The organism is Blautia sp. TM10-2 (genome assembly GCF_003480845.1).
GTDB classification, from domain to species: domain Bacteria; phylum Bacillota; class Clostridia; order Lachnospirales; family Lachnospiraceae; genus Fusicatenibacter; species Fusicatenibacter saccharivorans.
Genome location: NZ_QUJZ01000005.1, coordinates 169,424 through 193,383, shown reverse-complemented (window position 1 = coordinate 193,383; position 23,960 = coordinate 169,424). Strand labels below are relative to the sequence as shown.

General features: G+C 50.7%; 23 protein-coding genes and 2 tRNA genes. 6 read left to right on the top strand and 19 right to left on the bottom strand.

Features of this window, described 5'->3' with window-relative positions; genetic code table 11:
- Positions 1 to 23: 23 nt before the first annotated feature.
- The 7 genes from rlmN to DXD92_RS06785 form a co-directional block, all read right to left on the bottom strand.
- On the bottom strand, positions 24 to 1,064 hold the full coding sequence (gene rlmN / locus DXD92_RS06815) for a 23S rRNA (adenine(2503)-C(2))-methyltransferase RlmN (RefSeq protein ID WP_055226967.1): 1,041 nt from the start codon (positions 1,062 to 1,064) through the stop codon (positions 24 to 26).
- A gap of 3 nt (positions 1,065 to 1,067) precedes the next feature.
- On the bottom strand, positions 1,068 to 2,435 hold the full coding sequence (gene rsmB, locus DXD92_RS06810; protein ID WP_330427575.1) for a 16S rRNA (cytosine(967)-C(5))-methyltransferase RsmB: 1,368 nt from the start codon (positions 2,433 to 2,435) through the stop codon (positions 1,068 to 1,070).
- Positions 2,425 to 3,120, bottom strand: a complete 696-nt coding sequence (locus tag DXD92_RS06805) for a zinc metallopeptidase (RefSeq protein WP_022463149.1) — start codon at positions 3,118 to 3,120, stop codon at positions 2,425 to 2,427. The genes rsmB and DXD92_RS06805 overlap by 11 nt, the downstream gene beginning before the upstream one ends.
- Positions 3,121 to 3,206: 86 nt before the next feature.
- Positions 3,207 to 4,178: a methionyl-tRNA formyltransferase gene (gene fmt / locus DXD92_RS06800; RefSeq protein WP_055219781.1), complete on the bottom strand. Its 972-nt coding sequence runs from the start codon at positions 4,176 to 4,178 to the stop codon at positions 3,207 to 3,209.
- A 27-nt stretch (positions 4,179 to 4,205) separates the two neighbouring features.
- The gene (def, locus tag DXD92_RS06795; RefSeq protein ID WP_055219778.1) at positions 4,206 to 4,697 is read right to left on the bottom strand and encodes a peptide deformylase; all 492 of its coding nucleotides are present in this window, start codon (positions 4,695 to 4,697) and stop codon (positions 4,206 to 4,208) included.
- A gap of 63 nt (positions 4,698 to 4,760) precedes the next feature.
- The gene (gene priA, locus DXD92_RS06790; RefSeq protein ID WP_118640302.1) at positions 4,761 to 6,989 is read right to left on the bottom strand and encodes a replication restart helicase PriA; all 2,229 of its coding nucleotides are present in this window, start codon (positions 6,987 to 6,989) and stop codon (positions 4,761 to 4,763) included.
- Positions 6,986 to 8,461, bottom strand: coding sequence for a UDP-N-acetylmuramoyl-L-alanyl-D-glutamate--2,6-diaminopimelate ligase (locus DXD92_RS06785; RefSeq protein WP_117814313.1), 1,476 nt, complete (start codon positions 8,459 to 8,461; stop codon positions 6,986 to 6,988). The genes priA and DXD92_RS06785 overlap by 4 nt, the downstream gene beginning before the upstream one ends.
- A 197-nt stretch (positions 8,462 to 8,658) precedes the next feature.
- Between DXD92_RS06785 and arcC the strand changes: the two genes are divergently transcribed.
- Positions 8,659 to 9,588 (top strand): carbamate kinase, encoded by a 930-nt coding sequence (gene arcC / locus DXD92_RS06780; RefSeq protein WP_022463144.1) that lies wholly within the window; start codon positions 8,659 to 8,661, stop codon positions 9,586 to 9,588.
- Positions 9,589 to 9,664: 76 nt separating this feature from the next.
- Here arcC and DXD92_RS06775 read toward each other — a convergent pair whose 3' ends face one another.
- The 10 genes from DXD92_RS06775 to DXD92_RS06730 form a co-directional block, all read right to left on the bottom strand.
- On the bottom strand, positions 9,665 to 11,062 hold the full coding sequence (locus DXD92_RS06775; protein WP_118594611.1) for a glycine--tRNA ligase: 1,398 nt from the start codon (positions 11,060 to 11,062) through the stop codon (positions 9,665 to 9,667).
- Positions 11,063 to 11,089: 27 nt separating this feature from the next.
- Entirely contained in the window at positions 11,090 to 11,782 is a 693-nt protein-coding gene (locus DXD92_RS06770) for a hypothetical protein (protein ID WP_022463142.1), read from the bottom strand.
- Positions 11,783 to 11,807: 25 nt separating this feature from the next.
- Positions 11,808 to 13,088 carry an adenylosuccinate synthase gene (locus DXD92_RS06765; RefSeq protein ID WP_022463141.1) on the bottom strand — a complete coding sequence of 427 codons (1,281 nt, stop codon included), beginning with the start codon at positions 13,086 to 13,088 and terminating at the stop codon, positions 11,808 to 11,810.
- Between the two features lie 141 nt (positions 13,089 to 13,229).
- Complete coding sequence (purB, locus tag DXD92_RS06760) at positions 13,230 to 14,666, bottom strand: adenylosuccinate lyase (RefSeq protein WP_022463140.1); 1,437 nt, start codon at positions 14,664 to 14,666, stop codon at positions 13,230 to 13,232.
- A gap of 167 nt (positions 14,667 to 14,833) precedes the next feature.
- Positions 14,834 to 15,592 carry an amino acid ABC transporter ATP-binding protein gene (locus tag DXD92_RS06755; protein WP_118640301.1) on the bottom strand — a complete coding sequence of 253 codons (759 nt, stop codon included), beginning with the start codon at positions 15,590 to 15,592 and terminating at the stop codon, positions 14,834 to 14,836.
- A gap of 24 nt (positions 15,593 to 15,616) precedes the next feature.
- Positions 15,617 to 16,264 (bottom strand): amino acid ABC transporter permease, encoded by a 648-nt coding sequence (locus DXD92_RS06750; protein ID WP_055226988.1) that lies wholly within the window; start codon positions 16,262 to 16,264, stop codon positions 15,617 to 15,619.
- Positions 16,265 to 16,270: 6 nt separating this feature from the next.
- Positions 16,271 to 17,125 (bottom strand): amino acid ABC transporter substrate-binding protein, encoded by an 855-nt coding sequence (locus DXD92_RS06745; protein ID WP_118594609.1) that lies wholly within the window; start codon positions 17,123 to 17,125, stop codon positions 16,271 to 16,273.
- Positions 17,126 to 17,331: 206 nt separating this feature from the next.
- Positions 17,332 to 18,456: an alanine racemase gene (gene alr / locus DXD92_RS06740; RefSeq protein WP_055226992.1), complete on the bottom strand. Its 1,125-nt coding sequence runs from the start codon at positions 18,454 to 18,456 to the stop codon at positions 17,332 to 17,334.
- 111 nt (positions 18,457 to 18,567) lie between these two features.
- On the bottom strand, positions 18,568 to 19,023 hold the full coding sequence (locus DXD92_RS06735; RefSeq protein WP_022463135.1) for an Lrp/AsnC family transcriptional regulator: 456 nt from the start codon (positions 19,021 to 19,023) through the stop codon (positions 18,568 to 18,570).
- 174 nt (positions 19,024 to 19,197) lie between these two features.
- Positions 19,198 to 19,464, bottom strand: coding sequence for a 4Fe-4S dicluster domain-containing protein (locus tag DXD92_RS06730; RefSeq protein ID WP_158554987.1), 267 nt, complete (start codon positions 19,462 to 19,464; stop codon positions 19,198 to 19,200).
- A gap of 251 nt (positions 19,465 to 19,715) precedes the next feature.
- Between DXD92_RS06730 and DXD92_RS06725 the strand changes: the two genes are divergently transcribed.
- From DXD92_RS06725 to DXD92_RS06705, 5 genes are all read left to right on the top strand, one after another.
- Positions 19,716 to 19,786: transfer RNA gene (locus tag DXD92_RS06725), tRNA-Gly, on the top strand.
- A gap of 20 nt (positions 19,787 to 19,806) precedes the next feature.
- Positions 19,807 to 19,878, top strand: a tRNA-Gly gene (locus DXD92_RS06720).
- Between the two features lie 81 nt (positions 19,879 to 19,959).
- Positions 19,960 to 20,808, top strand: coding sequence for an NAD(+) diphosphatase (gene nudC, locus DXD92_RS06715; protein ID WP_055226996.1), 849 nt, complete (start codon positions 19,960 to 19,962; stop codon positions 20,806 to 20,808).
- Between the two features lie 108 nt (positions 20,809 to 20,916).
- Complete coding sequence (trxA, locus tag DXD92_RS06710) at positions 20,917 to 21,234, top strand: thioredoxin (RefSeq protein ID WP_117509658.1); 318 nt, start codon at positions 20,917 to 20,919, stop codon at positions 21,232 to 21,234.
- Between the two features lie 153 nt (positions 21,235 to 21,387).
- The gene (locus DXD92_RS06705; RefSeq protein ID WP_118640300.1) at positions 21,388 to 22,071 is read left to right on the top strand and encodes a Crp/Fnr family transcriptional regulator; all 684 of its coding nucleotides are present in this window, start codon (positions 21,388 to 21,390) and stop codon (positions 22,069 to 22,071) included.
- 72 nt (positions 22,072 to 22,143) lie between these two features.
- Here the strand turns inward: DXD92_RS06705 and DXD92_RS06700 are convergent, their stop codons facing one another.
- Together DXD92_RS06700 and DXD92_RS06695 are read right to left on the bottom strand one after the other, a co-directional pair.
- Positions 22,144 to 23,172, bottom strand: coding sequence for a S66 family peptidase (locus DXD92_RS06700; RefSeq protein WP_117509660.1), 1,029 nt, complete (start codon positions 23,170 to 23,172; stop codon positions 22,144 to 22,146).
- Between the two features lie 13 nt (positions 23,173 to 23,185).
- Positions 23,186 to 23,881, bottom strand: a complete 696-nt coding sequence (locus DXD92_RS06695) for a YigZ family protein (protein WP_022463129.1) — start codon at positions 23,879 to 23,881, stop codon at positions 23,186 to 23,188.
- Between the last annotated feature and the right edge of the window lie 79 nt (positions 23,882 to 23,960).

Genomic DNA, 23,960 nt, shown 5'->3' with positions numbered 1-23,960 from the left:
TCTCCTGTATTGACAGCCGCTTTTTACGGCTGTTCGTTTGATTTATCGATAAAACTTTTTCTTAACTGTCCACAGGCTCCGTCAATATCGGCGCCCATTTCCCTTCTAATAGTAACATTAATTCCGTATTTTTCAAGTTTATTTTTGAAATTCTCTACGACTTTTTTCGTTGATTTCACGTAATCGCGCTCTTTGATCGGGTTGACCGGGATCAGATTTACATGACAGTTGATATCCGAAATCCGCGCGGAAAGCTCTTTTGCATCGGCTTCGCTGTCATTTTTCCCGCCAACGAGAGAGTACTCAAATGTAATCCGACGGCCTGTTTTTGCAAAGTAATTGCGGCATGCATCGAGAATTTCATCAATAGAATATTTATTGGCAATCGGCATCAGCTCGCGGCGCTTTTCATCGTTCGGCGCATGAAGGGAAAGTGCCAGGGTGATCTGGAGTCCCTCATCTGCCAATTTGTACATATTCGGCACGATTCCGCAGGTGGAAACGGTGATGTTTCTCTGGCTGATGTTGAGTCCTTCCTGGCTCGAAAGCAGCCGCACGAAGCGCACCAGATTGTCGTAGTTGTCCATCGGCTCACCCGTTCCCATGACAACCAGATTGGAAACCCGCTCCCCGGTGTCCTCCCAAATCCGGTAAATCTGGTCGAGCATCTCCGACGGAGTCAGGCACCGCACGAGTCCGCCGATCGTCGATGCACAAAACCGGCAGCCCATCCGGCAGCCGACCTGGGATGAGATGCAGACGGAATTTCCGTGGTGGTACTTCATCCAGACGCTCTCGATCACGTTGCCGTCGCTAAGGCGGAACAGGTATTTTCTCGTTCCGTCGATTTTAGACTCCTGCACCTGCACTTTTTCGAGACAGGTAAGCGGATACTGTTCCTTTAATTTTTCCCGGAAGGCAAGCGAGAGATTCGTCATCTCATCGTAGCTGCCCGCCAGACGATGATGCATCCAGTCGTATAACTGTTTGGCACGGAACGGCTTTTCTCCCATCTGCTGGCAGGCGTCCTTTAATTCGTCTAAGGTCATTGATTTAATATCCATCTGTTACGCCCGTCCTTCCTCTGTTTTCCGGAATTTTGCAAGGAAAAATCCGTCTGTCTTGTGTACCCCCGGGATCAGCTGCAGCTGTCCTTTGGCCGTTTCTCCGCTTTTCAGCTCATCCGGCAGCAGTTCATCCAGACTGACTGCTTCAAACGGGAACTGTTCCAGAAACCATGCGGCATTCTCGCTGTTTTCTTTTCTGTTGACGGTACATGTGCTGTACAGCAGTGTGCCGCCCGGCTTTACGTACGATGCGGCATTTGCAAGGATTGCCCGCTGAATCCGTACCAGCTCCTCTTCTTTTTCTTTTGAAGCGTAATATTTGATATCCGGCTTTCTGCCGATGACGCCGTATCCGGTGCACGGCAGGTCCGCAATCACAACGTCCGCTTTTCCGATCCATTCCGCATCGAGCTGTTCCGCATCTTTTACCTTCGGCACGACGCAGGAAACACCTGCTCTCTGCACATTTTCCCGGATCAGATCGACCTTGTATTCGGTGAGATCACGCGCTTCCACGCATCCCTGATTTCTCATTTTATCTGCTGCATGGAGGCTCTTTCCGCCCGGTGCCGCGCAGAGATCCAGCACCTGGTCACCCGGCTTTGGATCCGCCAGATGCGCCGCCATCATGGAGCTCACATCCTGAATCTGGAACCGGCCTTCCTGGAAGGCATTCAGTGATGCGATCGTCTCAAAGTTTTTCAGATAGAACGCCTCGCCAAGATACGGCGCTTTTTCCAGCTCTGCCCCCTGGCTTTCCAGGCTTTTCTTCGTCTCCTCGATTGTATTGTTCCAGCGGTTGATACGGATCGTCACCTGTTTTTCTTTCAGGAAATCCGCCATCATCGTTTCTGCCGTTTCTTTTCCGTACTGGGATACGAACTCCTCAACCAGAAATTCCGGCATGGAGTATTTCACGGAAAGATACTGCGTAGTATTGTTCTCCTTCGGCATCGGCAGATGATCTTTCTCCCGCCCGATCGTGCGCAGAACGCCGTTGACAAAGCCCTTTAAGTTGTAAAAATGCTTCTTTTCCGCCAGTTTCACCGCCTCATTGACGACTGCCGAATCCGGTACTGCGTCAAGAAAACGGATCTGGTACACCGACATCCGTAAGATTGCACGAATCACCGGCTTGCATTTGTTGATCTTGATTTTGGAATACTGATTGATGATGTAGTCATTCTGGATGCCGTATTCCACGGTTCCCTCGCAGACCCGCTTGATAAACGCACGGTCCTGCCGCGGCAGGAACTGGTATTTATCGAGGGCGTCCCTTACAGCAAGATGGCAGGGCGTTTTCTCCCTGTCCATCTCAAGCAGAATGTTCATAATCAGCTCTCTTGTATTGATTGTATCAGTCATCATTTCTCCTAAATGCTCCGGATAAAATCAGCAGCCGGAGCAACTGCAGCAGAGAACCGATCACCGCTGCCACGTATGTCATGGCTGCAGCCCAGAGTACTTTCTTGACTCCGTCGTGTTCCGTCTCTGTCACCATACCGCCCTCACTGAGCATTTTTAATGCTCTTCTCGACGCATCGAACTCGACCGGAAGTGTTACCACCTGGAATGCCAATGCCAGCACAAACAGCCAGATACCGGCTTTCACCAGCATCGGAAGGCTGAAAATCAGTCCGATCAGGAACAGCGGCCAGAAAAGCTGGGATCCAAGGTTCGCTGCCGGAACAATGGCGCTTCTTACTTTCAGCGGCACGTAATCCGTATTGTGCTGTACGGCATGGCCGCACTCATGCGCTGCGACGCCGATCGCTGCGACCGAGGTTGAATCGTAAACCGCATCCGATAAATTCACGGTTTTTGTCCGCGGATCATAGTGGTCGGTCAGTTTACCGGATACGTGGCGGACGGTCACATCGTAGATGCCGGCCTGATGCAGAATGCGCATCGCCGCCTCGCGTCCCGTCATGCCGCTGTACGAGCGGACGGTCTGATATTTGCTGAAAATCGTGTTCATGCGGGCGGATACCGCCATGGAAATCAGTGCGGCAAGAATCACCAGCAGATACGTACTGTCATAAAAAAGTCCCATATCGTTTTTCTCCTTTTTTCTCAGGCACAGCAGCCATCACACCGCTGTGCCGTTCCCCGCCTTAACTTCAGGTTGCTTTTTCTCTTTTACTCGCCAAGTCTGGTACCCGGCTCGATCGCATAGCCGCGCAGGAAATCGGCGGTTTTCATCCGTTTCTTTCCTTCGAGCTGCAGCTCCTCGATCACCAGAATGCCGTCTCCCGTCTTTACATGGAGACCTGTCTCATCTGCCACCCAGACTTTTCCGGCACTCTTCGTCGGATTCTGTCCCGGAATTTTCGAAAACAGATCGCCGCCGAACATGGCAATGACTTTGGCATCCCAGATTTTCAGGTTCTTTCCGTTTACTTTTGTAAAAGCACTCGGCCACGGGCTCATCGCACGGATCTGACGTTCGATCTCAACGGCACTCTTCGTCCAGTCGATCTTTCCGTCTTCTTTTTTGATCATCCGCGCATACTCTGTAGTGCTTATCTCCGGCTGTTTTTCCGGTGTCACTTCGCCTTTTTCAAGTTTTGGAAGTGTCTCCACCAGAAGTTTTGCTCCGGCTGCGGCGAGCTTGTCAAAGAGACTGCCGCCGGTCTCATCTGCTGCAAGCGGAACTTCCACTTTCGTCAGCATATCGCCTGTGTCGAGGCCTTCATCCATCTTCATAATGGTTACGCCGCTCACTTCATCGCCGTTCATGACAGCCCACTGGATCGGCGCTGCTCCGCGGTAAGCCGGAAGCAGGGAGGCATGAACGTTGATGCATCCGTATTTCGGCATGTCCAAAATCTCTTTTGGAATAATCTGGCCGAATGCAACGACAACGATCACATCCGGCTCCATTTTCCGGATCTCCTCGATCGCCTCTGCATCCCGCACGCGGCGCGGCTGATAGACCGGAAGGCCGTGTTTTTCGGCTGCCTCTTTCACCGGTGTCGGCATCATCTGTTTTCCGCGGCCCTTCGGTTTGTCCGGCTGGGTCACAACGCCTGTGATCTCATAACCGGCCTCCACGAGTGCCTCAAGTGTTCCCACGGAGAAATCCGGGGTTCCCATAAATACCACTTTCATCTGAAGTCATCTCCTTTATTTTAAGACTTACTCTTCGTCCTCGTACTCCTCATACTCATCGTACGTGTTGTCCCAGAGTTCGCCTTCTACTTTTTCTGTATACATATGTCCATCGAGGTGATCGCACTCGTGGCAGATGCAGCGGGCAAGAAGTTCGGTTCCCTCCAGTTCAAACGGCTGCATGTCGCGGTCCAGCGCTCTTACCTTTACGTAATTCGGACGGGTTACTGTACCGGATTTTCCCGGAAGGCTTAAGCATCCTTCTGCTCCTGTCTGGCTTCCGGAAGTCTCCAGGATTTCCGGATTGATCAGAAGATGTGGGGTTCCATCCACATCCATGACTACGATTCTCTTTAAGATGCCGACCTGCGGTGCGGCAAGGCCGACACCGTTTGCCTCATACATGGTGTCAAACATGTCGTCGATCAGCTCGCTGATTCTTGGTGTCATCTTCTCCACCGGTCTGCATTTTTTTGTTAATACGCGGTCGCCTACGACTCTGATTTCTCTGATTGCCATAATTCTTTTCCTTTCTTTTGCTCTTCTATTATAAATAATCTATGTGTAAATAGTATGAAAAAACTAATACTTTCTGCTGAAGTCAAACTGTAAATAAACGGTACGGAAGCCTTTGTTAATCTCGATATACCGCTCCAGTTTTTCCCGCAGCTCTGCCAGCACCTCTTCCTGCGGCGCGCGTACATACACGGCCATGCGGTACAGGTCATTGATTTTCGACACTGCCTCACTTGCCGGGCCGATGATCTGGACTTCGCGGTTTCCCCGGATGCGGATGAGATATCTGCGAATGTATTCCATCGCCTGCGTCAGATGCGCTTCATCCTCCCCGGCTCCGTGGATCGCCAGAAGCTCCGCCGCCGGTGGATATCCCATCAGACGGCGGTAGTCCATTTCTTTCTCGTAAAATGTCCCGTAATCCTGCTCTGCCGCCGTCTGAATGCTGTAATGTTCGGGATGGTACGTCTGAATGACTGCCATTCCCGGCTTTTCGCCTCTTCCGGCGCGGCCGACTGCCTGCGTCAGCAGCTGGAACGTACGCTCCCCGGCACGGTAATCGACTGCATTCAGGGAGAGATCCGCCGCCAGCGCTCCCACCAGCGTGACATTCGGGAAATCGTGGCCTTTTACGATCATCTGGGTTCCAATCAGGATATCGGCCTCCCCCGCCGCAAATGAGGACAGGATTTCTTCATAACTGTTTTTCGTTTTTGTCGTGTCGCCGTCCATCCTAAGAACGCGTGCCTTTGGAAACAGCTTTTTCACGTTCTGCTCGATCTGCTGTGTGCCGGCACGGAAGCCGCCGATGTACGGGGAACCGCACGACGGGCACGCATGTACCTGCGGTGTTTCATAACCGCAGTAATGGCAGACGAGCTTTCCGTTATTGTGTGCTGTCAGTGATACATCGCAGTGCGGGCATTTCATCACATGGCCGCATGCACGGCATGAGACGAAGCCCGCATAGCCTCTGCGGTTCAGAAACAGTACAACCTGTTCCTTTTTTTCAAGCCGTTTTTCGATCTCTTCCCGCAGTTTTCCGGACAGAATCGAACGGTTTCCCATCTGTAATTCTTCCCGCATATCCGCGATCCATACGGACGGAAGTGCTGCATTTCCGTACCGCGCATCCATCCGGAACAGCGCGTACGCTCCCGTCTCGCAGGCGTAAGAAGCATCCACCGACGGCGTTGCCGAACCCATCACCACATGGGCATGCTCCAGCCCGGCACGGCGCACAGCGGTCTCCCTTGCATGGTAGCGCGGCGTCACTTCACTTTTATAGGAGGTTTCATGCTCCTCATCGATTACGATCAGCCCCAGATCCGGAAACGGTGCAAAGAGTGCGGAACGCGGACCGATCATAATACTGACCTCCCCGCGCCGCGCGCGCTCCATCTGGTCGGCGCGCTCGGACGGTGTCATCCGCGAGTTGACCACCGTGACCCTTGTTCCAAACCGTGCGCAGAACCGCTCCACGTTCTGATACGTCAGCGCAATCTCCGGGATCAGCACGATCACCTGTTTTCCTTCCTTCAGCACTCGCTCCATCAGCTCCATATAGACGAGCGTTTTGCCGCTTCCCGTCACACCGCGGATCAGGCAGGGGCGGTTCTGCCCTTCCCATTCCTTTCGAATGCCGTCCACCACGGCCTGCTGCTGTTCGTTTGGTTTTCCCGCAGTTGTTCTTCCTGCCGCATCAGATACCGGATTTCTCCAGGTGCTCGTACGGCGGATTTCCAACACGCCCTGCTCTTCCATCACGTGCAGCGTATCTGCCGTGATTTTCAGTTTCTTGCTCACAACCGGCCCTGGAAGAACCGGCTGGGCCAGCAGCGCGTTTAAGAGACGGATTCTCGCTTTATAATTTTTCTTTCTGTAGTTTTCCAGCAGCTCCTCACATCTCGCAGGATCTGCAAGAAGCGCAATTTCGCGGGTTTCTTTCCCGCGCGCCTTTACTTTGACCGGAAGCACCGTCTTTAACGCCTGGATCATCGTCGATCCGTACGTATGACGCATCCACGCGGCGAGCGCGATGAGCTTCGTCTCTACAGTCGCCGCATCCTTTTGTACCGCGAGGATGGCCTTCATCCGGTCCTGCGGATATTTCGGCTCGTTTCCGACGGAAAGCACATAGCCGGTGATCGTGCGGTTTCCGTTTCCAAACGGAATCTGTACCGCCGTTCCCGGACCGATCTCCCCTGTCAGTTCCGGCGGAACCTTGTACTGAAAGGTCCGGTCCAGTTTTTCATTTGTGATGTCTACGATTACATCAGCGTAAACGCTGCTCATACATTCCCCTTACTTTCTTCCAGTATTTCCCGGATCAGCACGCGCTCATCCATCTCGTACCGTTTCCCCTTCCGGATCTGATACGTTTCGTGGCCTTTTCCCGCGAGCACCACGAGATCGCCCGGCTGCCGGTTTTCGATCACATACCGGATCGCCTCCTTACGGTCTGCAATCTCAACGAAAGCGCCTTCTGTTTTCCCGATTCCCGTCCGGATATCGTCCAGAATCGCCTGTGGTTCCTCATCCCGCGGATTGTCCGAGGTGATAACGGTCAGATCCGCCAGACGCCCCGACACCTCTCCCATCTGGAATCTCCGGTCCCGCGCGCGGTTTCCGCCGCAGCCGAAGAGACAGATCAGGCGCTTCGGATGGTATTTCCGCAGTGTCTTTAACAGGCTTTCGAGGCTCATCGCATTGTGTGCGTAGTCAATGAGAAGCGTCATTTCCGGATACACCGGAACTGCCTCACACCGCCCACGGACGCGGACTGTGGAAAGTGCCTCCTGCATCGCCTTTTCCGGGATTCCCATCTGCGCGCAGACCGCAATGGCGGCAAGCGAGTTGGAAACGGAAAACAGACCCGGCAGATCTACCCGTACCGGAAAATCCGCTGCGCCCTGCACCCGGTATGAGACACCGAGCACGCCGGGCGCCTGATCGAGTGCTGCATCTGCTGCCATAAAATCAGCTTTTTCCCTGCATCCGAATGTCACCAGACGACAGGTGCTCTGCCTTATGATCTCCGGAAACCTTTTGTCATCCCGGTTTACAATTCCGGTTCTGCAGGTGCGAAGCAGCTTCTTTTTGCAGGACAGATATTCTGCAAACGATGCATGCTCCCCGGCGCCGATGTGGTCGTTTCCAATGTTGGTGAACACACCGTAATCAAACGTAATTCCATCACACCGGTGCTGTTTTTCCGCCTGCGAGGAAACCTCCATCACAACATGGGTGCAGCCCTCCCGCATCATTTCAGAAAACAGCTTCTGCAGCACAACAGGCTCCGGCGTTGTATTTTCTGACGGAATGCTTTTTTCCCCGATCCTCGTCTCGATCGTTCCGATGAGTCCTGCGCGTATCCCTGCTTTTCGCAGGATTTCGTAAATCATATATGCAGTCGTCGTCTTTCCCTTCGTGCCGGTCACTCCGATTGTCACAAGGTGCTGCGCCGGATCATCCTCCCAGGCACAGGAAAGCTGTGCGAGTGCTTCTCTGCTGTCCTTTACTACGAGTACGGTTACCTTTTCCGGAATCCCTTCCAGTTCCCGCTCCGCAACCAGGACAGCAGCGCCCCTCTCGACTGCTTCTTCTGCATATACGTGCCCGTCCATCCTGTTTCCGCGGATGCAGACAAACACGTTCTGCGGCTGTACTTTTCTGCTGTCGCATGTGATTCCTGTAACTTCCGCATCCAGACTGCCCTGCTGGAGCTGATATGCGATCCGTTTTTGTAACGTGCGCATGTTTTTCATGCCGGGACCTCCCTTTCACGTTTCAAATCCCTACGACTCAGATACTTTTATAGAATACCATAGTCCGAAAAACATTTCAATGTGCGCAATGTCGGTTTCTTCTTGATTTTTGCCTCCATAAACTTTATAATAGTTCTATATTGATGCCTGGTTTTTTCGTATCAAAATCTATGAACTGCAAAGAGAGGTATCTTCCAATGAAAAGAAAAAAAATAGTTGTTGCACTGGGACACAAAGCTCTTGGAACGACGCTGCCGGAACAGAAAGCAGCCGTAAAACGTTCCGCAAAAGTAATCGCAGATCTCGTTGCTGCCGGTGCTGATGTTGTCATCACCCACAGCAATGCGCCGCAGGTCGGCATGATCCACATGGCGATGAATGAATTCGGCAAAATGCACACCGACTACAGCGCAGCCCCGATGTCTGTCTGCTCCGCTATGAGCGAAGGCTACATCGGCTACGACCTGCAGAACGCCATCCGTGCTGAGCTTCTCCGCAGAGGAATCTTCAAAACCACATCCACGATTCTTACACAGGTTGAAGTAGATCCGTACGACGATGCCTTCAACAATCCGGTCAAACTGATCGGCCGTACGCTTACCAAAGAGGAGGCTGACGCAGAGGAAGAAAAAGGAAACTACGTAACGAAAACCGAGGACGGCTACCGCCGAATCGTTGCTGCTCCGAAGCCGCAGGATATCGTAGAGATCGACTCCATCCGTCTTCTTCTCGATGCCGGACAGGTTGTCATCGCAGCAGGCGGCGGCGGAATCCCGGTTCTCCCGCAGAATGAAGAGTTAAAGGGTGCATCCGCAGTCATCGAAAAAGACCTCACCAGCGGCCTGATGGCAGAAATGCTGAACGCAGACATGCTGATGATCCTGACCAGCGTGGAAAACGTTTCCATCAACTACGGTACCCCGGACGAAAAACCGCTGGAGCACATCACCGTTGCTGACGCGAAGAAATACATCGCAGAAGGCCAGTTCGGAGAAAACTCCATGCTGCCGAAGATGGAAGCAGCTGTTTCTTTCCTCGAGAAAGGCATCGGCCGTACCGCAGTCATCACTTCCATTGATTCCGCACTCGCCGGATTCCAGGGAAAAACAGGTACGATTATTGAGTAATACAAAGTATACAAAAAAGGATTCCCGCGAGTGGGAATCCTTTTTTTCTACTCTTTTTCCGGACTAAAAAGCCAGATTAGAAAGTAAATTTATCTGCAAAGTAAGCATCGAGATCCTCAATTTTAATTCTCTCCTGCTCCATGGTGTCACGGTCACGGACGGTAACAGCACCATCGGTCTCGGAATCGAAGTCGTAGGTGATGCAGTACGGAGTACCGATCTCATCCTGACGGCGATACCGTTTTCCGATATTTCCACGGTCATCAAACTCGCAGTTGTATTTCTTGGACAGCTCTGCAAAGACTTTCTCAGCGCCCTCGTTCAGCTTCTTGGAAAGCGGAAGCACACCGATTTTTACCGGTGCCAGTGCCGGATGGAAATGCATCACAGTACGAACATCATTCTTCTCTGCGTCGAGAACTTCCTCGTCATAAGCGCTGCACAGGAATGCCAGAACGACACGGTCAGCACCAAGAGACGGCTCGATAACATACGGGATGTATTTCTCGTTCTTCTCCGGATCGAAATAGGTCATATCCTGTCCGGATACATTCTGATGCTGGGTCAGGTCGTAATCGGTACGGTCTGCGATTCCCCACAGCTCGCCCCATCCGAACGGGAACAGGAACTCGATATCGGTTGTTCCCTTGCTGTAGAAGCACAGCTCTTCCGGAGAATGGTCTCTTGCACGCATCTCTTCGTCTTTCATGCCGAGGCTCTTCAGCCAGTTGATGCAGAAGCCTCTCCAGTACTGGAACCAGTCAAGGTCGGTGCCAGGCTCGCAGAAGAACTCCAGCTCCATCTGCTCGAACTCACGGGTACGGAAGGTGAAGTTACCCGGTGTAATCTCGTTACGGAAAGATTTACCGATCTGACCGATTCCGAACGGAATTTTCTTTCTGGAAGTACGCTGTACGTTTTTGAAGTTTACGAAGATACCCTGTGCAGTCTCCGGACGAAGATATACGGTGTTCTTCGCATCCTCTGTAACACCCTGGAAGGTTTTGAACATCAGGTTGAACTGACGGATATCGGTAAAGTTATGTTTTCCGCAGGACGGACACGAAATCTGATGCTCCTCGATGAAGTTCTTCATCTCTTCCTGGGACCATGCGTCTACACTGCCGCCTTCGATTTCAATGCCTTTTTCCTCGCAGAAGTCTTCGATCAGCTTGTCTGCACGGAAACGCTCGTGGCACTCTTTACAGTCCATCAGAGGATCGGAAAATCCGCCGAGATGACCGGAAGCTACCCATGTCTGCGGGTTCATCAGGATCGCGCAGTCAACACCTACGTTGTGCGGGCTCTCCATCACGAATTTCTGCCACCATGCTTTTTTCACGTTGTTTTTCAGCTCAACACCGAGCGGGCCGTAATCCCAGGTATTTGCCAGGCCGCCGTAGATTTCGGAACCCGGATATACAAAACCTCTGGATTTTGCTACTGCCACAATTTTGTCCATTGTCTTTTCCATAGTTAGTTACTCCTCTATTTTATTTGTTTACTTACCATAAACAACAATAACAGGACTGGCAAGAAGAACGTCCTGCTCATATTCCTGCTCTGTTTCTTCTGTCTTAGTCTGCTCTGATGATGACGCAGAAGCACTCTCTGTGGACTTTGTGGTCCACTCGCCGGCCGTATCCACCGTGTTTTTTCCTTTGATCACGGCTGTACCGGAAACGCAGAGCACCGGATCTTCCGTTACGATTTCCAGCGGCTCCTCGCAGACAATCACGCGTACATGCTTAACGCCTTTGACCGCATCTTCGACTGAAACCTCATTGCCTTTAGAATCGACAAAGGAAGCGGAAAAATCATATCCCGCTTCTTCTGCCTCATCCAGCGTGCCTGCGAAAAATTCTGCTCCGTGATAATCCGCGTAGGACTGGTAATCTCCGTATTCCATCCGGATCTCCACCTTGTCCTCTTTGATCTGGCATTTTTCCAGCTTCACGGAATCCGCATCGCCGCGCTCCTCTGTGAATTTTTTGATGTCATCCTCCACAAAGACCTTCAGTTCGTCTTCCGTGTAATCATCGTCTTTGCTGTAATCTTCCACAATGGCTTCTGTCACAACACCATTTTTGCTCACATAGACAGATGTCGTTGTCACATCTTTTAACTTCTCACAGCCCGACAGCAGCACGGAAGCCGCTGTCAGAACTGCGAGAAGCTGTCCTGCTTTTTTCATAAAAATCCTCTAAAAACCGCCTGAATTATTTATTGCGGTAAATGATATCGTCTCTTCCCGGTCCGTTGGAGATCATGGTGATCGGGAATCCGATTTCTTTCTCTACAAACTCGATGTAGTTTCTGCAGTTCTCCGGCAGATCCTCGTATTTCTTGATGCCGCGGATATCGCATTTCCATCCCGGAAGGGTTTTCAGAACCGGTTTTGCTTTCTCAAGAATGCTGGTGTTCGGGAAATCGTGGATTTCTTTTCCGTCTACTTCGTATGCTACACAAACCGGAATCTCGTCCAGATATCCGAGAACGTCAAGTACGGTAAATGCTACATCGGTTGTGCCCTGCATTCTGCAGCCGTAGCGGGAAGCAACACAGTCGAGCCATCCCATACGTCTCGGACGTCCTGTCGTTGCACCGAACTCTCCGCCGTCTCCGCCGCGTCTTCTGAGCTCATCTGCCTCATCGCCGAAGATCTCGGAAACGAAAGCACCTGCTCCTACTGCACTGGAGTAAGCTTTGCATACGGTTACGATTTTCTTGATTTCATATGGCGGAACACCTGCTCCTACTGCGCCGTAGCCGGCCAGTGTGGAAGAAGAAGTTACCATCGGGTAAATTCCGTGATCCGGGTCTTTTAAGGAACCAAGCTGACCCTCAAGCAGGATCTCCTTGCCTTCCTGAATCGCGTTCCACAGGAATGCGGAAGTATCGCATACGTATGGCTCAACCATTTTTTTGTATTCCATCAGCTCTGCATAGATCTCATCCGGATTTAACTGCGGTTTGTGATACAGATGCTCGAGCAGAATGTTCTTGGTCTCGCATACGGATTTCAGTTTCTCTTTCAGGTGCTCATCGTCGAACAGCTCGTTTACCTGAAAACCGATTTTTGCATATTTATCTGAGTAGAACGGAGCGATACCGGATTTGGTGGAACCAAAGGATTTTCCGCCCAGACGCTCTTCCTCATACTGATCGAACAGGATGTGGTACGGCATTACCATCTGTGCACGGTCGGAAATTTTGATCTTCGGTGCCGGCACTCCCTTCGAAACGATCTCATTTAACTCTTTGATCAGAACCGGAATGTTGAGTGCAACACCGTTTCCGATTACGCTTGTTGTGTGGCTGTAAAATACGCCGGATGGAAGGGTATGAAGTGCAAACTTTCCATAGTTGTTTACAATGGTATGGCCTGCATTCGCACCACCCTGGAAACGGACAATAATGTCTGCCTCTTTTGCGAGCATATCGGTAATCTTACCTTTTCCCTCGTCTCCCCAGTTTGCTCCTACTACTGCCTTAATCATGTGACATCCTCCTAATTCAACGTATACTTGCGGCCTCTTTGTTTCGGCCGTTCATGCATAGTATACCATGTTTTCTTCATAAGTAAAACTTATTATTACTTATAAAATTTGTTTTTTTATTATTTCTGTTTATCAAACGCATCAGACGTTAATTTCTGCAGTCATGCCAAGTGCCTCTTTGTTTGCCTCAAGCACCGGATTAACTACGTTCTTCAGGAATGCGTCAACCTGTACGGATGCGCGGCCTGTGTATTTGGACGGATCCATCGTCTTTTCCAGCTCTTCTTTGGTCAGATGGAACATCTCATCCGCTGCGATCAGATCCAGAAGATCATTGTCGCGGCCTTCCTCTTTGACATGTTTTCCGGCGATCATGGACAGCTCGCGGATTCTCTCATGCAGCTCCTGACGGTCGCCGCCTGCTTTTACCGCATCCATCATGATATTCTCAGTTGCCATAAACGGAAGCTCTGCCATCATGTGTTTTAAGATAACCTTTGGATAAACCACAAGTCCGTCTACGACGTTCATGCACAGATCCAGGATACCGTCGATGGCAAGGAAGCCTTCCGGAATGGAAAGTCTCTTGTTTGCAGAGTCATCGAGGGTTCTCTCAAACCACTGTACAGAAGAGGTGATGGCCGGATTTAATGCATCGGTGATCACATAACGGGACAGGGATGCGATACGCTCGCTTCTCATCGGATTTCTCTTGTATGCCATGGCGGAAGATCCGATCTGTCCTTTCTCGAACGGCTCCTCAACTTCTTTTAAGTGCTGCAGAAGACGGATGTCGTTGGAGAATTTTGTTGCGCTTGCCGCAATGCCTGCCAGAACGTTTAATACTCTCGTATCGACTTTTCTGGAATACGTCTGTCCGGAAACAGGATAGCAGTTCTTGAAGCCCATTTTCTCAGCGATCATCGGATCGATCTTGTCGATGGTCTCCTGATCTCCGTCGAACAGCTCTAAAAAGCTTGCCTGTGTGCCTGTTGTTCCTTTGGAGCCGAGCAGCTTTAAGGTGCTCTGTACGTACTCGAGATCTTCAAGATCCATTAAGAACTCCTGCATCCACAGGGTTGCACGTTTTCCGACGGTGGTCGGCTGTGCCGGCTGGAAGTGGGTGAAGGCAAGGGTCGGCTGGTCTTTGTAGGTATCCGCAAATTTTGCCAGCTCAGCGATAACGTTCACCAGTTTTTTCTTCACCAGCTTTAAGGCTTCGTTCATGACAATGATATCGGTATTGTCGCCTACGTAGCAGCTGGTTGCTCCCAGATGGATGATTCCTTTTGCTTTCGGACACTGTACGCCGTAGGCATACACATGGGACATTACGTCATGACGGCAGACTTTCTCTCTTTCTTTTGCCACATCGTAGTTGATGTTCTCGGCATTTGCTTTCAGTTCTTCGATCTGCTCATCTGTAATAGAAAGTCCCAGTTCTTTTTCTGTCTCAGCCAGCGCAATCCATAACTTTCTCCAGGTACGGAATTTCATATCCGGGGAGAAGATGTACTGCATCTCCTTGCTTGCATAACGTTCGGAAAGAGGGCTTACATATCTGTCAGTTCCGCTCATAGACACGATTCTCCTTTTCTTGTCAAAATGTGTATTCGGTTTCTCTTTTATCCCCGCTCTTTTTCATTCCCAAAAACAGAATGGGACGTATAAAGAGCGTGTTTGAAATACGTTTCAACCACGCTCTAGTATAACGCATGTTGTTTTTTTAGGCAAGTGCAACGTCGTTACTTCTCACGAAATTTTCCCAAAAAGCCCTGCATTCTGGCATTTTCGGAATCGAAAACTTCGTCCGGTGTTCCCTCCACGGCGATCACGCCCTGGTCCATAAAGATGACGCGGTTGGAAATCTCCCGGGCAAAATTCATCTCGTGGGTAACGATCACCATGGTCATATTCATCTCCGCAAGGGATTTGATGACCTTCAGCACCTCGCCTGTCAGCTCCGGGTCGAGCGCCGAAGTCGGCTCATCAAAAAAGAGCACCTTCGGGTTCAGCATCAGCGCACGCGCAATCGCAACCCTCTGACACTGACCGCCGGAAAGCTGACACGGATACGCCTTTTCTTTTCCTGTGAGTCCCATTTTCTGCAGCAGCTCTTCTGCCTGTGCTTCCACCTCCGCACGGTTGCGTTTCTGCACATGAATCGGCGCATCGCAGAGGTTTTTCATCACATCATAATGTGGAAACAGGTGGAAGCTCTGGAATACCATTCCAAAGTTTTCCTGAATTTTCCGCAGCACGGCCGGCTTTGCATAAACGGATTTTCCATTTTGCATGGTGACTGCCTGCTCGCCAAGATACGTCAGGTCACCGCCATCCATCGTCTCCAGCATCGCTGCACACCGCAGCAACGTCGATTTTCCCGATCCCGACGGGCCGATGATCGAGAGCACCTCGCCCTCTTCTACTTTGAGGGAAATATCTTTTAACACTTCGAGATCCCCAAAGCTCTTTTTTACATGGTTCATTTCCAGATAAATCATATCGTTTTCCGCTCTCTTCTATAGTTAATGATAATAAGAAAATTTCTTTTCCAAAAGTTCCATCACCCACGCCACGACAAAATTGAAGATGTAGTAGAAAATACCAGCGGCGACGAACGGAACCATCGTGGTCTTGGCCGCCGCGATCTGTTTTGCGATCGTGAACATTTCCACATAGGAAATGGAAAAGGCCAGCGACGTATCCTTGACCAGCGTAATCACCTCATTGGTGATCGCCGGCAGAATCCGTTTCACAACCTGCGGCAGAATAATTCGGACAAACGTCTGTCCCTTCGAATAACCAAGAAGCTTTGCTGCCTCGTACTGTCCACGATCCATCGAAACGATGCCGGAGCGGTAGATTTCTGCAAAATAGGCGCCGTAGTTTAAGGCAAATCCGGTGATAATCGCCGGAAAGCGCCATTTTCCGATGTTCATACCGAACAGATAGAACGGTCCGAAGTAAACCACCATGAGCTGCAGCATCAGAGGCGTGCCGCGCATCAGGGAGATATAGAGCCGGAAAATTCCGCTCACAATCCGGTTTTTCGACATACGCCCGAAGGCGATCAGCAGACCGAGCGGCAGGGAAAATACGAGCGTCAGGACAAATATCGAGATCGTTCCCGCCATTCCGGTACTAAGCTGTGATAGAATTATGGACAACTTCATGCTGCTTTACTCTCCTTTTTTCTCCAGACACACCATGTCTGCGATTCCGTATTTTTCTGCGAGCTTGTCGAATGTTCCGTCGGCCAGAACCTGCTGCAGGCCTTCGTTTACTTTATCGCAGAGCTCGGTATTTCCTTTTTTGAATCCGATCGCATATTTCTCAGAGTTCAGGTACTCGTCGAGGATTTTGTATCCTTCTCCGCGGCTTTCCAGCTGATATTTGGCAACGCCGATATCCATGGCAACCGCATCGATGGAACCTGCCTGAAGCTCTACAAACGCATTGTTGTAATCCGGGAACTGCTGCAGAGCGGCGAAAGTATCGGCGAGTTCTTTCTGACCGCCTTCTTCCTCACTCTGTAAAAGATCGAGTGCTGCGGATGCTGCCTGCACACCAACCGTCTTTCCTGCCAGATCGGACAGGCTGTTGATGCCGGAATTCTCACATACGACCATCACCTGGCTGTTGTCCACGTACGGATCGGACCAGGTGTAATCGTCCTCTCTGCCGTTCATGGTAAAGCCGTTCCAGATGCAGTCAATCGCACCAGAATTCAGCTCGGTATCTTTCGCATCCCAGTTGATCGGGGTTTTTACCAGCTTCCAGCCGTAAATCTCGCAGACTGCCTCGGCGAGCTCCAGGTCAAATCCGGTGTAATCGCCGGTCTCATCGTCCATGTAGCCGTACGGCGGGTATTCTGCATCGAAGCCTACGGTAAAGGTTGTCGTTCCGTCTGTGGAAGAGGATGCTGCTCCTGCTGATGAGGCGGATGTTTTTGCTGTGTCTGCAAAGCCGCAGCCAGCCAGCAGGGCAGATACACAAAAGGCTGCTGTCAAAATGCTAACCATTTTCTTTTTCATAATAATCTTCTCCTTTTCTACGTGATCATGTTATCACTGTACTACGCTAAACTAATTGGTATCCTACCATACTCCGGCACCGCCTGTCAACCCGCACCGGTTAAATAATCCAGAAAACCTGTTCCAACACAAAAAAGTCTCCGAAACGGTCAGCAGATTCTGCTTTTTTCCGTCTTCGGAGACTTTGATTTTTCTATTTTGGATAACTATTTATAAACCCTTGTTACACGGCTGCTGATATCGCAGAGCATCTCGTAATCGAAACGTGCCGCCGGGTTGGCGATCTCTTCGATCGTGATGGTCTCATCCCCGTCGGTTCCGACAAGCGTTACAACGTCCTCCACCTGCACATCCGGGATGTCGGTCACGTCCACCATCATCTGATCCATACAGATTCTTCCGATGATCGGTGCTTTTTTCCCGTGGATCAGCACACAGCCCTGGTTCGAGAGAGCTCTCGGATAGCCGTCTGCATAGCCGGCTGAAACAGTTGCGATCCGTGTCATCGGTTTCTCGGTCACATACGTGGCACCGTAGCTGACGCCGATGCCCGGGCCGACTTCCTTCACATGGATGACATGGCTCTTCCATGAAAGCGCCGGGATCAGATCGAGGCGCTCTTTTTTTACCTCCTCGGATGGGTAAATGCCGTAGGTGATGATACCGGAACGCACCATCTCAAAGTGGTGATCGTCAAATTCCATGATTCCGGCGGAGTTGCAGATATGGCGAAGCGGAATCGTCACGCCGCGCTCTGCTAAAAGTGCCGTCATCTTATCATATTTTTCCATCTGCATCGAACAGTACGTCTTGTCTTCCTGATCGGCGCAGGAGAAATGCGTAAACATACCTTCCAGCTCGATGTGCGGAAGATCCGCGATTTTTGCCGCCTCATCCGCATCGTGCTCTGTCACCTGGAAGCCGATCCGCGTCATGCCGGTATCGACCGCGAGGTGTGCTTTTGCTTTCCGGTTCTGGCGTGCTGCCTCTTTTTCGAGGGCAAGTGCCTGTGCGTAGCTGTCGATCGTCTGAGTGATGTCGTATTCCACAAGGTCGCCGTACTGGGACGGGGACACGTAGCCGAGAATCAGGATCGGCGCGGAAATGCCGTTTTCTCTGAGCTCGACAGCCTCCTCGATGGTTGCGGTTGCAAAATAATCAACCTGGTTTTCCAGATAGGATGCTACCGGAACGGCACCGTGGCCGTAGGCGTTCGCTTTTACAACGCCAAGGAGTTTCACGCCCTCCGGTAGTCTTTTTTTCACTTCTCTGATGTTATGCCCGATCGCTTCGAGTGAAATCTCTGCATAACAGCGTAAGTATCTGTTCACTTTTTTCCTTCTTTCTTTCCGTACTTTTTCTGAGACGCCAAAACGTGCCTGAAAACTCTTTCGGATTATTTTCAGACACGCTCTCGTATCAGATTCCGGCTATGCCGGTTTTTATTTGTCCGGTCTGCGGATGGCGGAATAGATATTTTTTACATTTTTCAGCACTACATGCGTTCTTGTCGCATCGACGCCCGGAAGGCTCATCACCTGGCGGTGGATTTCTTCGAGTTCGTCGGATGAGTGACAGGAAATGCGGATAATCAAATCAAAATCTCCGGTCTGATAATAGCAGGATACGATGTACTCCAGTTTCTGGATCGCATCTGCAAAACTGTCAAAGAACTTCGGATGCTCCAGGCTGACTTCCATCAGCGCGGTCATCTCATTTCCCGTTTTCTTTTCGTCTACAATAATGGTGTATTCTTTAATCACTCCGGTTTCTTCCATTTTACGGATTCTCTCGATGACTGCAGAAACCGATAAATGAATCTCTTTGCTGATATTGGAAGCCGTCTCGCGGGCATTTTTCTGCAATATCTTCAGAATCTTATAATCAATGGCATCCATGTATTTTTCCTCCCATAAGAATTGACAGGGCTCTTCTTTCCAGATTTTAGCATAAAATTTCCCTGTCACTACCTTTCTATTATATCAAATTTTTCAGATAAGTCCAGTTTTTCCCAAAATATTTTATAGAAAGATTAGAATGCTTCTTTAAATTGCACAGATGCTCCTTTTTTCCTATTCTCCGAAGGTTTCCGCGATATCCTGCATCAGAATGCCGATCCCGAGGTGCTGCGGGCACTGCTTTTCACAGCGATAACAGTTGATGCAGTCATCGGCACGTTTGTCCTGACGCTCATACTCTGCACGAACCGCTTCGACGCCTTCCGTCGCTGTCCGGTTGTAAAGCGCAAACAAACCCGGGATGTTGATTTTTACCATGCACGGCATACAGCTCTGACAACCGGTGCAGCAAACCAGAAGTTCTGTTCCATTTTCCTGCATAGGGAAATTCCCCCTTTTTTGCTTTTCCGTTTTTCTATTATAGTACATTTCCCGTTCTGGAACAAGGCTGATCTTTGCGGACATTTTCACGCCCCTTTCACCCTGAATTTTCTCCTTTTTCAGTGTTTTGAAAATTTTTTAATTTTTTTCAAAAAAGGGGTTGACTTTTTCTCAGCTTTCCTGTAGAATACGTTTTGTCAGTGAGGCACGGCAGTCAACAAGACAGAGAAAAAAATCAGTGCCCATCATCTGCGGGTGTAGTTCAATGGTAGAACACCAGCCTTCCAAGCTGGATACGTGGGTTCGATTCCCATCACCCGCTTCATCCAAAAGGATGTATATGCGCGAGTGGCTCAGGGGTGGAGTACAACCTTGCCAAGGTTGGGGTCGCGGGTTCGAATCCCGTCTCGCGCTCTTTTTATTACCGAAATTTCTTCACAGGAATTTCGGTTTTTTGTTTTATCAAAAACTTTTTTACCAAGGAAAGGAGTTCTTATGATTCAGGATATCGCTCCGCATAAATATTATGTAGATTACCACCCTTCCACACCGAACGATACCGATCTCGTTTTCATCTACGGTCATCACACAATTCTGTGCAATTTTGAAGATCCGCAGATCCGCTATCCTTCGATTGCAGAAATTGCACCTGTTTTCCCGGAAATCCGGGAAAAAGCAAAATTTCTGTTCCGTATCGACGAAACCAATTACTATGAACTGCGCCGCCCGCAGCTTTCGGAATTTGATATCTGGAAATATGAAAACACACTGATTCTGCGCCGCGCCGTTCCGGGATGGCTCGGATTCGCCGGCATCACCGGCTACCAGATCCATACCTGGTACACAGACCACACCTACTGCGGCCGCTGCGGAACCAAGATGCACGCGCCCGGAAATGAACGTGCGATGCAGTGCCCGTCCTGCGGCGCACTCTCCTATCCGGTGATCTGCCCAAGCGTCATTGTCGCCATCACTGATGGCGACCGCCTGCTGCTCACGAAGTATGCGCCATCCCACAGCAGCCACCGTTCCTATGCCCTCGTCGCAGGTTATACAGAAGTCGGCGAGACACTGGAACAGACGGTGCACCGCGAGGTTATGGAGGAAGTCGGATTGAAAGTCAAAAATCTGAGATACTATAAGAGTCAGCCATGGTCCTTCAGCGGTTCGCTGCTTGCCGGCTTCTATTGCGATGTAGACGGCGATCCATCCATCACCCTCGACCGCGACGAGCTCTCCACTGCCGAATGGTTTGACCGCGGTTCCCTGCCCGAAACGCCAAATCTCATCAGCCTGACCGGCGAAATGATCGAATGTTTCCGCCAGGGAAAAGAACCCAGATAGTTTTGTGACTTAGTCACAGAAATTCCCGTTCCGCTGTGGTATTCTACAGACATAACAGGAAAACACTTACCGGGAATTACCCGTACAATAAAAAGGAGGACTTCTATTATGTCATTAATTCATGTTACATCCGAAAACTTTGAAAAAGCTCTGCAGGCAGCACCTGGCGTTGCCGTTGTTGATTTCTTTGCTACCTGGTGCGGACCGTGCAAAATGCTCGCCCCGGTCATCGAAGAGGCAGCTGAGGATATGCCGGAGATCCAGTTCTACAAAGTAGACGTTGACGAAGCACCGGAGCTGGCAAGATCCTTTAAAGTCATGAGCGTTCCGACCCTCGCTTTCTTCAAAAACGGCGAGCTCGTAAAGAAAAACGTCGGCGCCGTTTCCTATGAGGAGCTGGAAGAACTGATTAACTCTGTAAAATAAACAGCGTAATATTGGAAATGCAAGAAAAAACGTATCGGCACAAAAACCGATACGTTTTTTCTTGCATTTCTTTCTGTTCTTTTCTATCATGGAAGAAACGGCTGCTGCCGTAGTTTACAAAAGAACGTTCTTCTTCCGAAAGGAGTTTTATTTATGTCATCTTTTCTGGAATCCTGTTTTCAGGAGCATTATCCATTTTATTCAAAGCTTACCGCCGATGAACAGCAGACACTCGTGCTCTCTTCCGTCCTGACGACGTATCAGCGCGGCGATTTTCTCTACAGCTGCGACGATGACTGTCTCGGCGTTCTGCTTGTCCTCTCCGGCAAGCTCCGCATCTTTATCCAGTCCGGCGAGCAGCGGGAAATTACCCTGTTTACCACCGTTCCCGGCGAAGTCTGCACGCTGTCTGCCTCCTGTGCGATGCAGGAAATCAGCTTTGATATTCTGATTGAGGCCGAGGAGGAGACGAAAGTTCTCATCACTCCGGCCAGCACGTTCCGCAGACTGTTGAATCAGAATATTTACGTTGAAAACTACATTTACCGGGAAACAACGGAGCATTTTTCCGAAGTCATGTGGGCGATGGGCCAGCTCCTCTTTACGCGGCTTGACCAGCGCCTTGCCGGATATCTCGAGGATGAACGCATCCGCACCGGTTCCCCGGTGCTCTCCACCACGCACGAACAGATCGCGCGGAACCTCGGCAGTGCCAGAGAGGTCGTTTCCCGCACCTTAAAGTCGTTCGAGAAAGACGGCATCGTCGCACTCTCCCGCGGCACGGTCACGATTCTCGATGTCAAAAAGCTCCGCGGCATCTGCCGGATGCGCCGATAGTTCTTCTACGCGCGCAGACATTTTCCCACAGGCTCTGCCCTGCCGCTCGAGAAAATATTTTTCAAAAGCGTTCTAACGGCACTCCATCTTAATTTCAATCTCATTTCCTTCCACGGCCACCTTCGCATAACTTCCGACGATCAGCGGCATCGCCGGATGAAGGTGTCCGATGTCGAGATCCATCACGATCGGCACGTTGTATTTTCCAAGCAGATCCGTCACGGCGCGGTACTGGTCGAGTTCCCCGAATTTCTGTCCGAACTGCAGCGGGCGGCCAATCAGAAAGCCTTTCACATATTGGAACCAGCCGGCGTGCTCCATCTGCCAGATTGCGCGGCGGATCGCAAAGACGTTCAGATCGCACGCTTCCAGAAACCAGACAAAACCGTCCTCTTTATATTTTTCCACAAAATCAACCGTTCCGTCGTACTTCGTTCCAAGAATATTGACGAGACAGTCGAGACAGCCGCCGATGAGTCGTCCCTCAAATGCACTGTCCGCATCCGGGAAGCGGCGCAGAACGCGCGGTTCTGTAATCTGGTACGGCAGATACGGATTTTCCTCGCTTCTGCCCTTCGCATCGTCTCTTTCCCATCCCTCATAGCCGCGGACAGTACGCACTTCTCCCGTCAGTACGCCAAACGCATCCGCTACGGATTTATGCCACGGCTCCATGCCGAAATCACTCGCACACGGACCATAAACAGCCGCCGTATCGCAGATGGTCGGCAGAAGATACGTAAAATGCGTATTGTCAGAATAGCCGAGATACCATTTCGCCGGTGCCTTTCTGATCTTTTCAAAATCCACGTAATCGAGATCCTCGCACATCAGCTCTCCGCCGCCGCAGGAAATCAGACAGTCATTCTTCTCACTGACATAATATTCCGTCAGCTCTTTTCCGCACTCCTCCGGTGCCGCGCTGATTCCGATGCCGTGCTCTGCATAGCAGTTTGGCCCAAGATCCAGCTGATATCCCATCTCTTTCCATTTTTTCTGTGCATTTGCAAACGCGGACTTGTATGGCTCTGTTGTGCATCCAAACGATGGTGCCACAAAGCCGATCGTTCCGCCCTTTTTCAGATTTTCCGGAAACCTCATGTCGCATCCTCCTTTATCCTAATTCTTCTGCCTCCAGATTCTTATACTGCGTCAGCGCATCCCCGAAGATCAGCTCTCCGTCGTTCTGCGCAAAGTACAGCTCCTCTTCTTTTTCCAGTTTTGCCTTTCCGTTCGTCCCCTCGGTAATCTCCGCGCAGAGACGGTCCACCTCCGTTTTCGGAACGAGAACGCGGATTTTCACCTGATCGGTGTACTCGGATTCCAGAATCGGAATCCCCCGCTGGCCGAGCAGATACTGGATTTTACCGATGCCGTTGTAATCCGTCTCAATCAACAGCCGCACGCCGCAGATCTCGTCAATCAGAACACTGTTTGCCAGCCCCTCCTGCACCGCCTGCGAGTACGCGCGCACCAGGCCGCCCGTTCCCAGCAGCGTACCGCCGAAATACCGCGTCACCACAACAAGCACATTGCGGAGGCCTGCTCCCTGTACCACATCGAGCATCGGCCGCCCTGCCGTGCCGGAAGGCTCCCCGTCGTCGCTGCAGCGCACCGTCTCCTGATTTTCTCCAATAATATACACAAAACAGTTATGCCGCGCATCCCAGTATTTTTTCCGCAGAGCTTCCAGGCAGGAAAGTGCCTCCTCCTCAGATTCCACCAGACGCACCGTCGCAATAAAACGTGATTTCTTCTCCACGATTTCCCCGGTTCCACCCCGGTAAACCGTCCGAAACTGATCGATCATATGTCCTTACTCCTTCATCCAAATATGTACCTATCTTACCATATCATTTCTGAAAAATCAGCATTCTTTTCAGAAATAC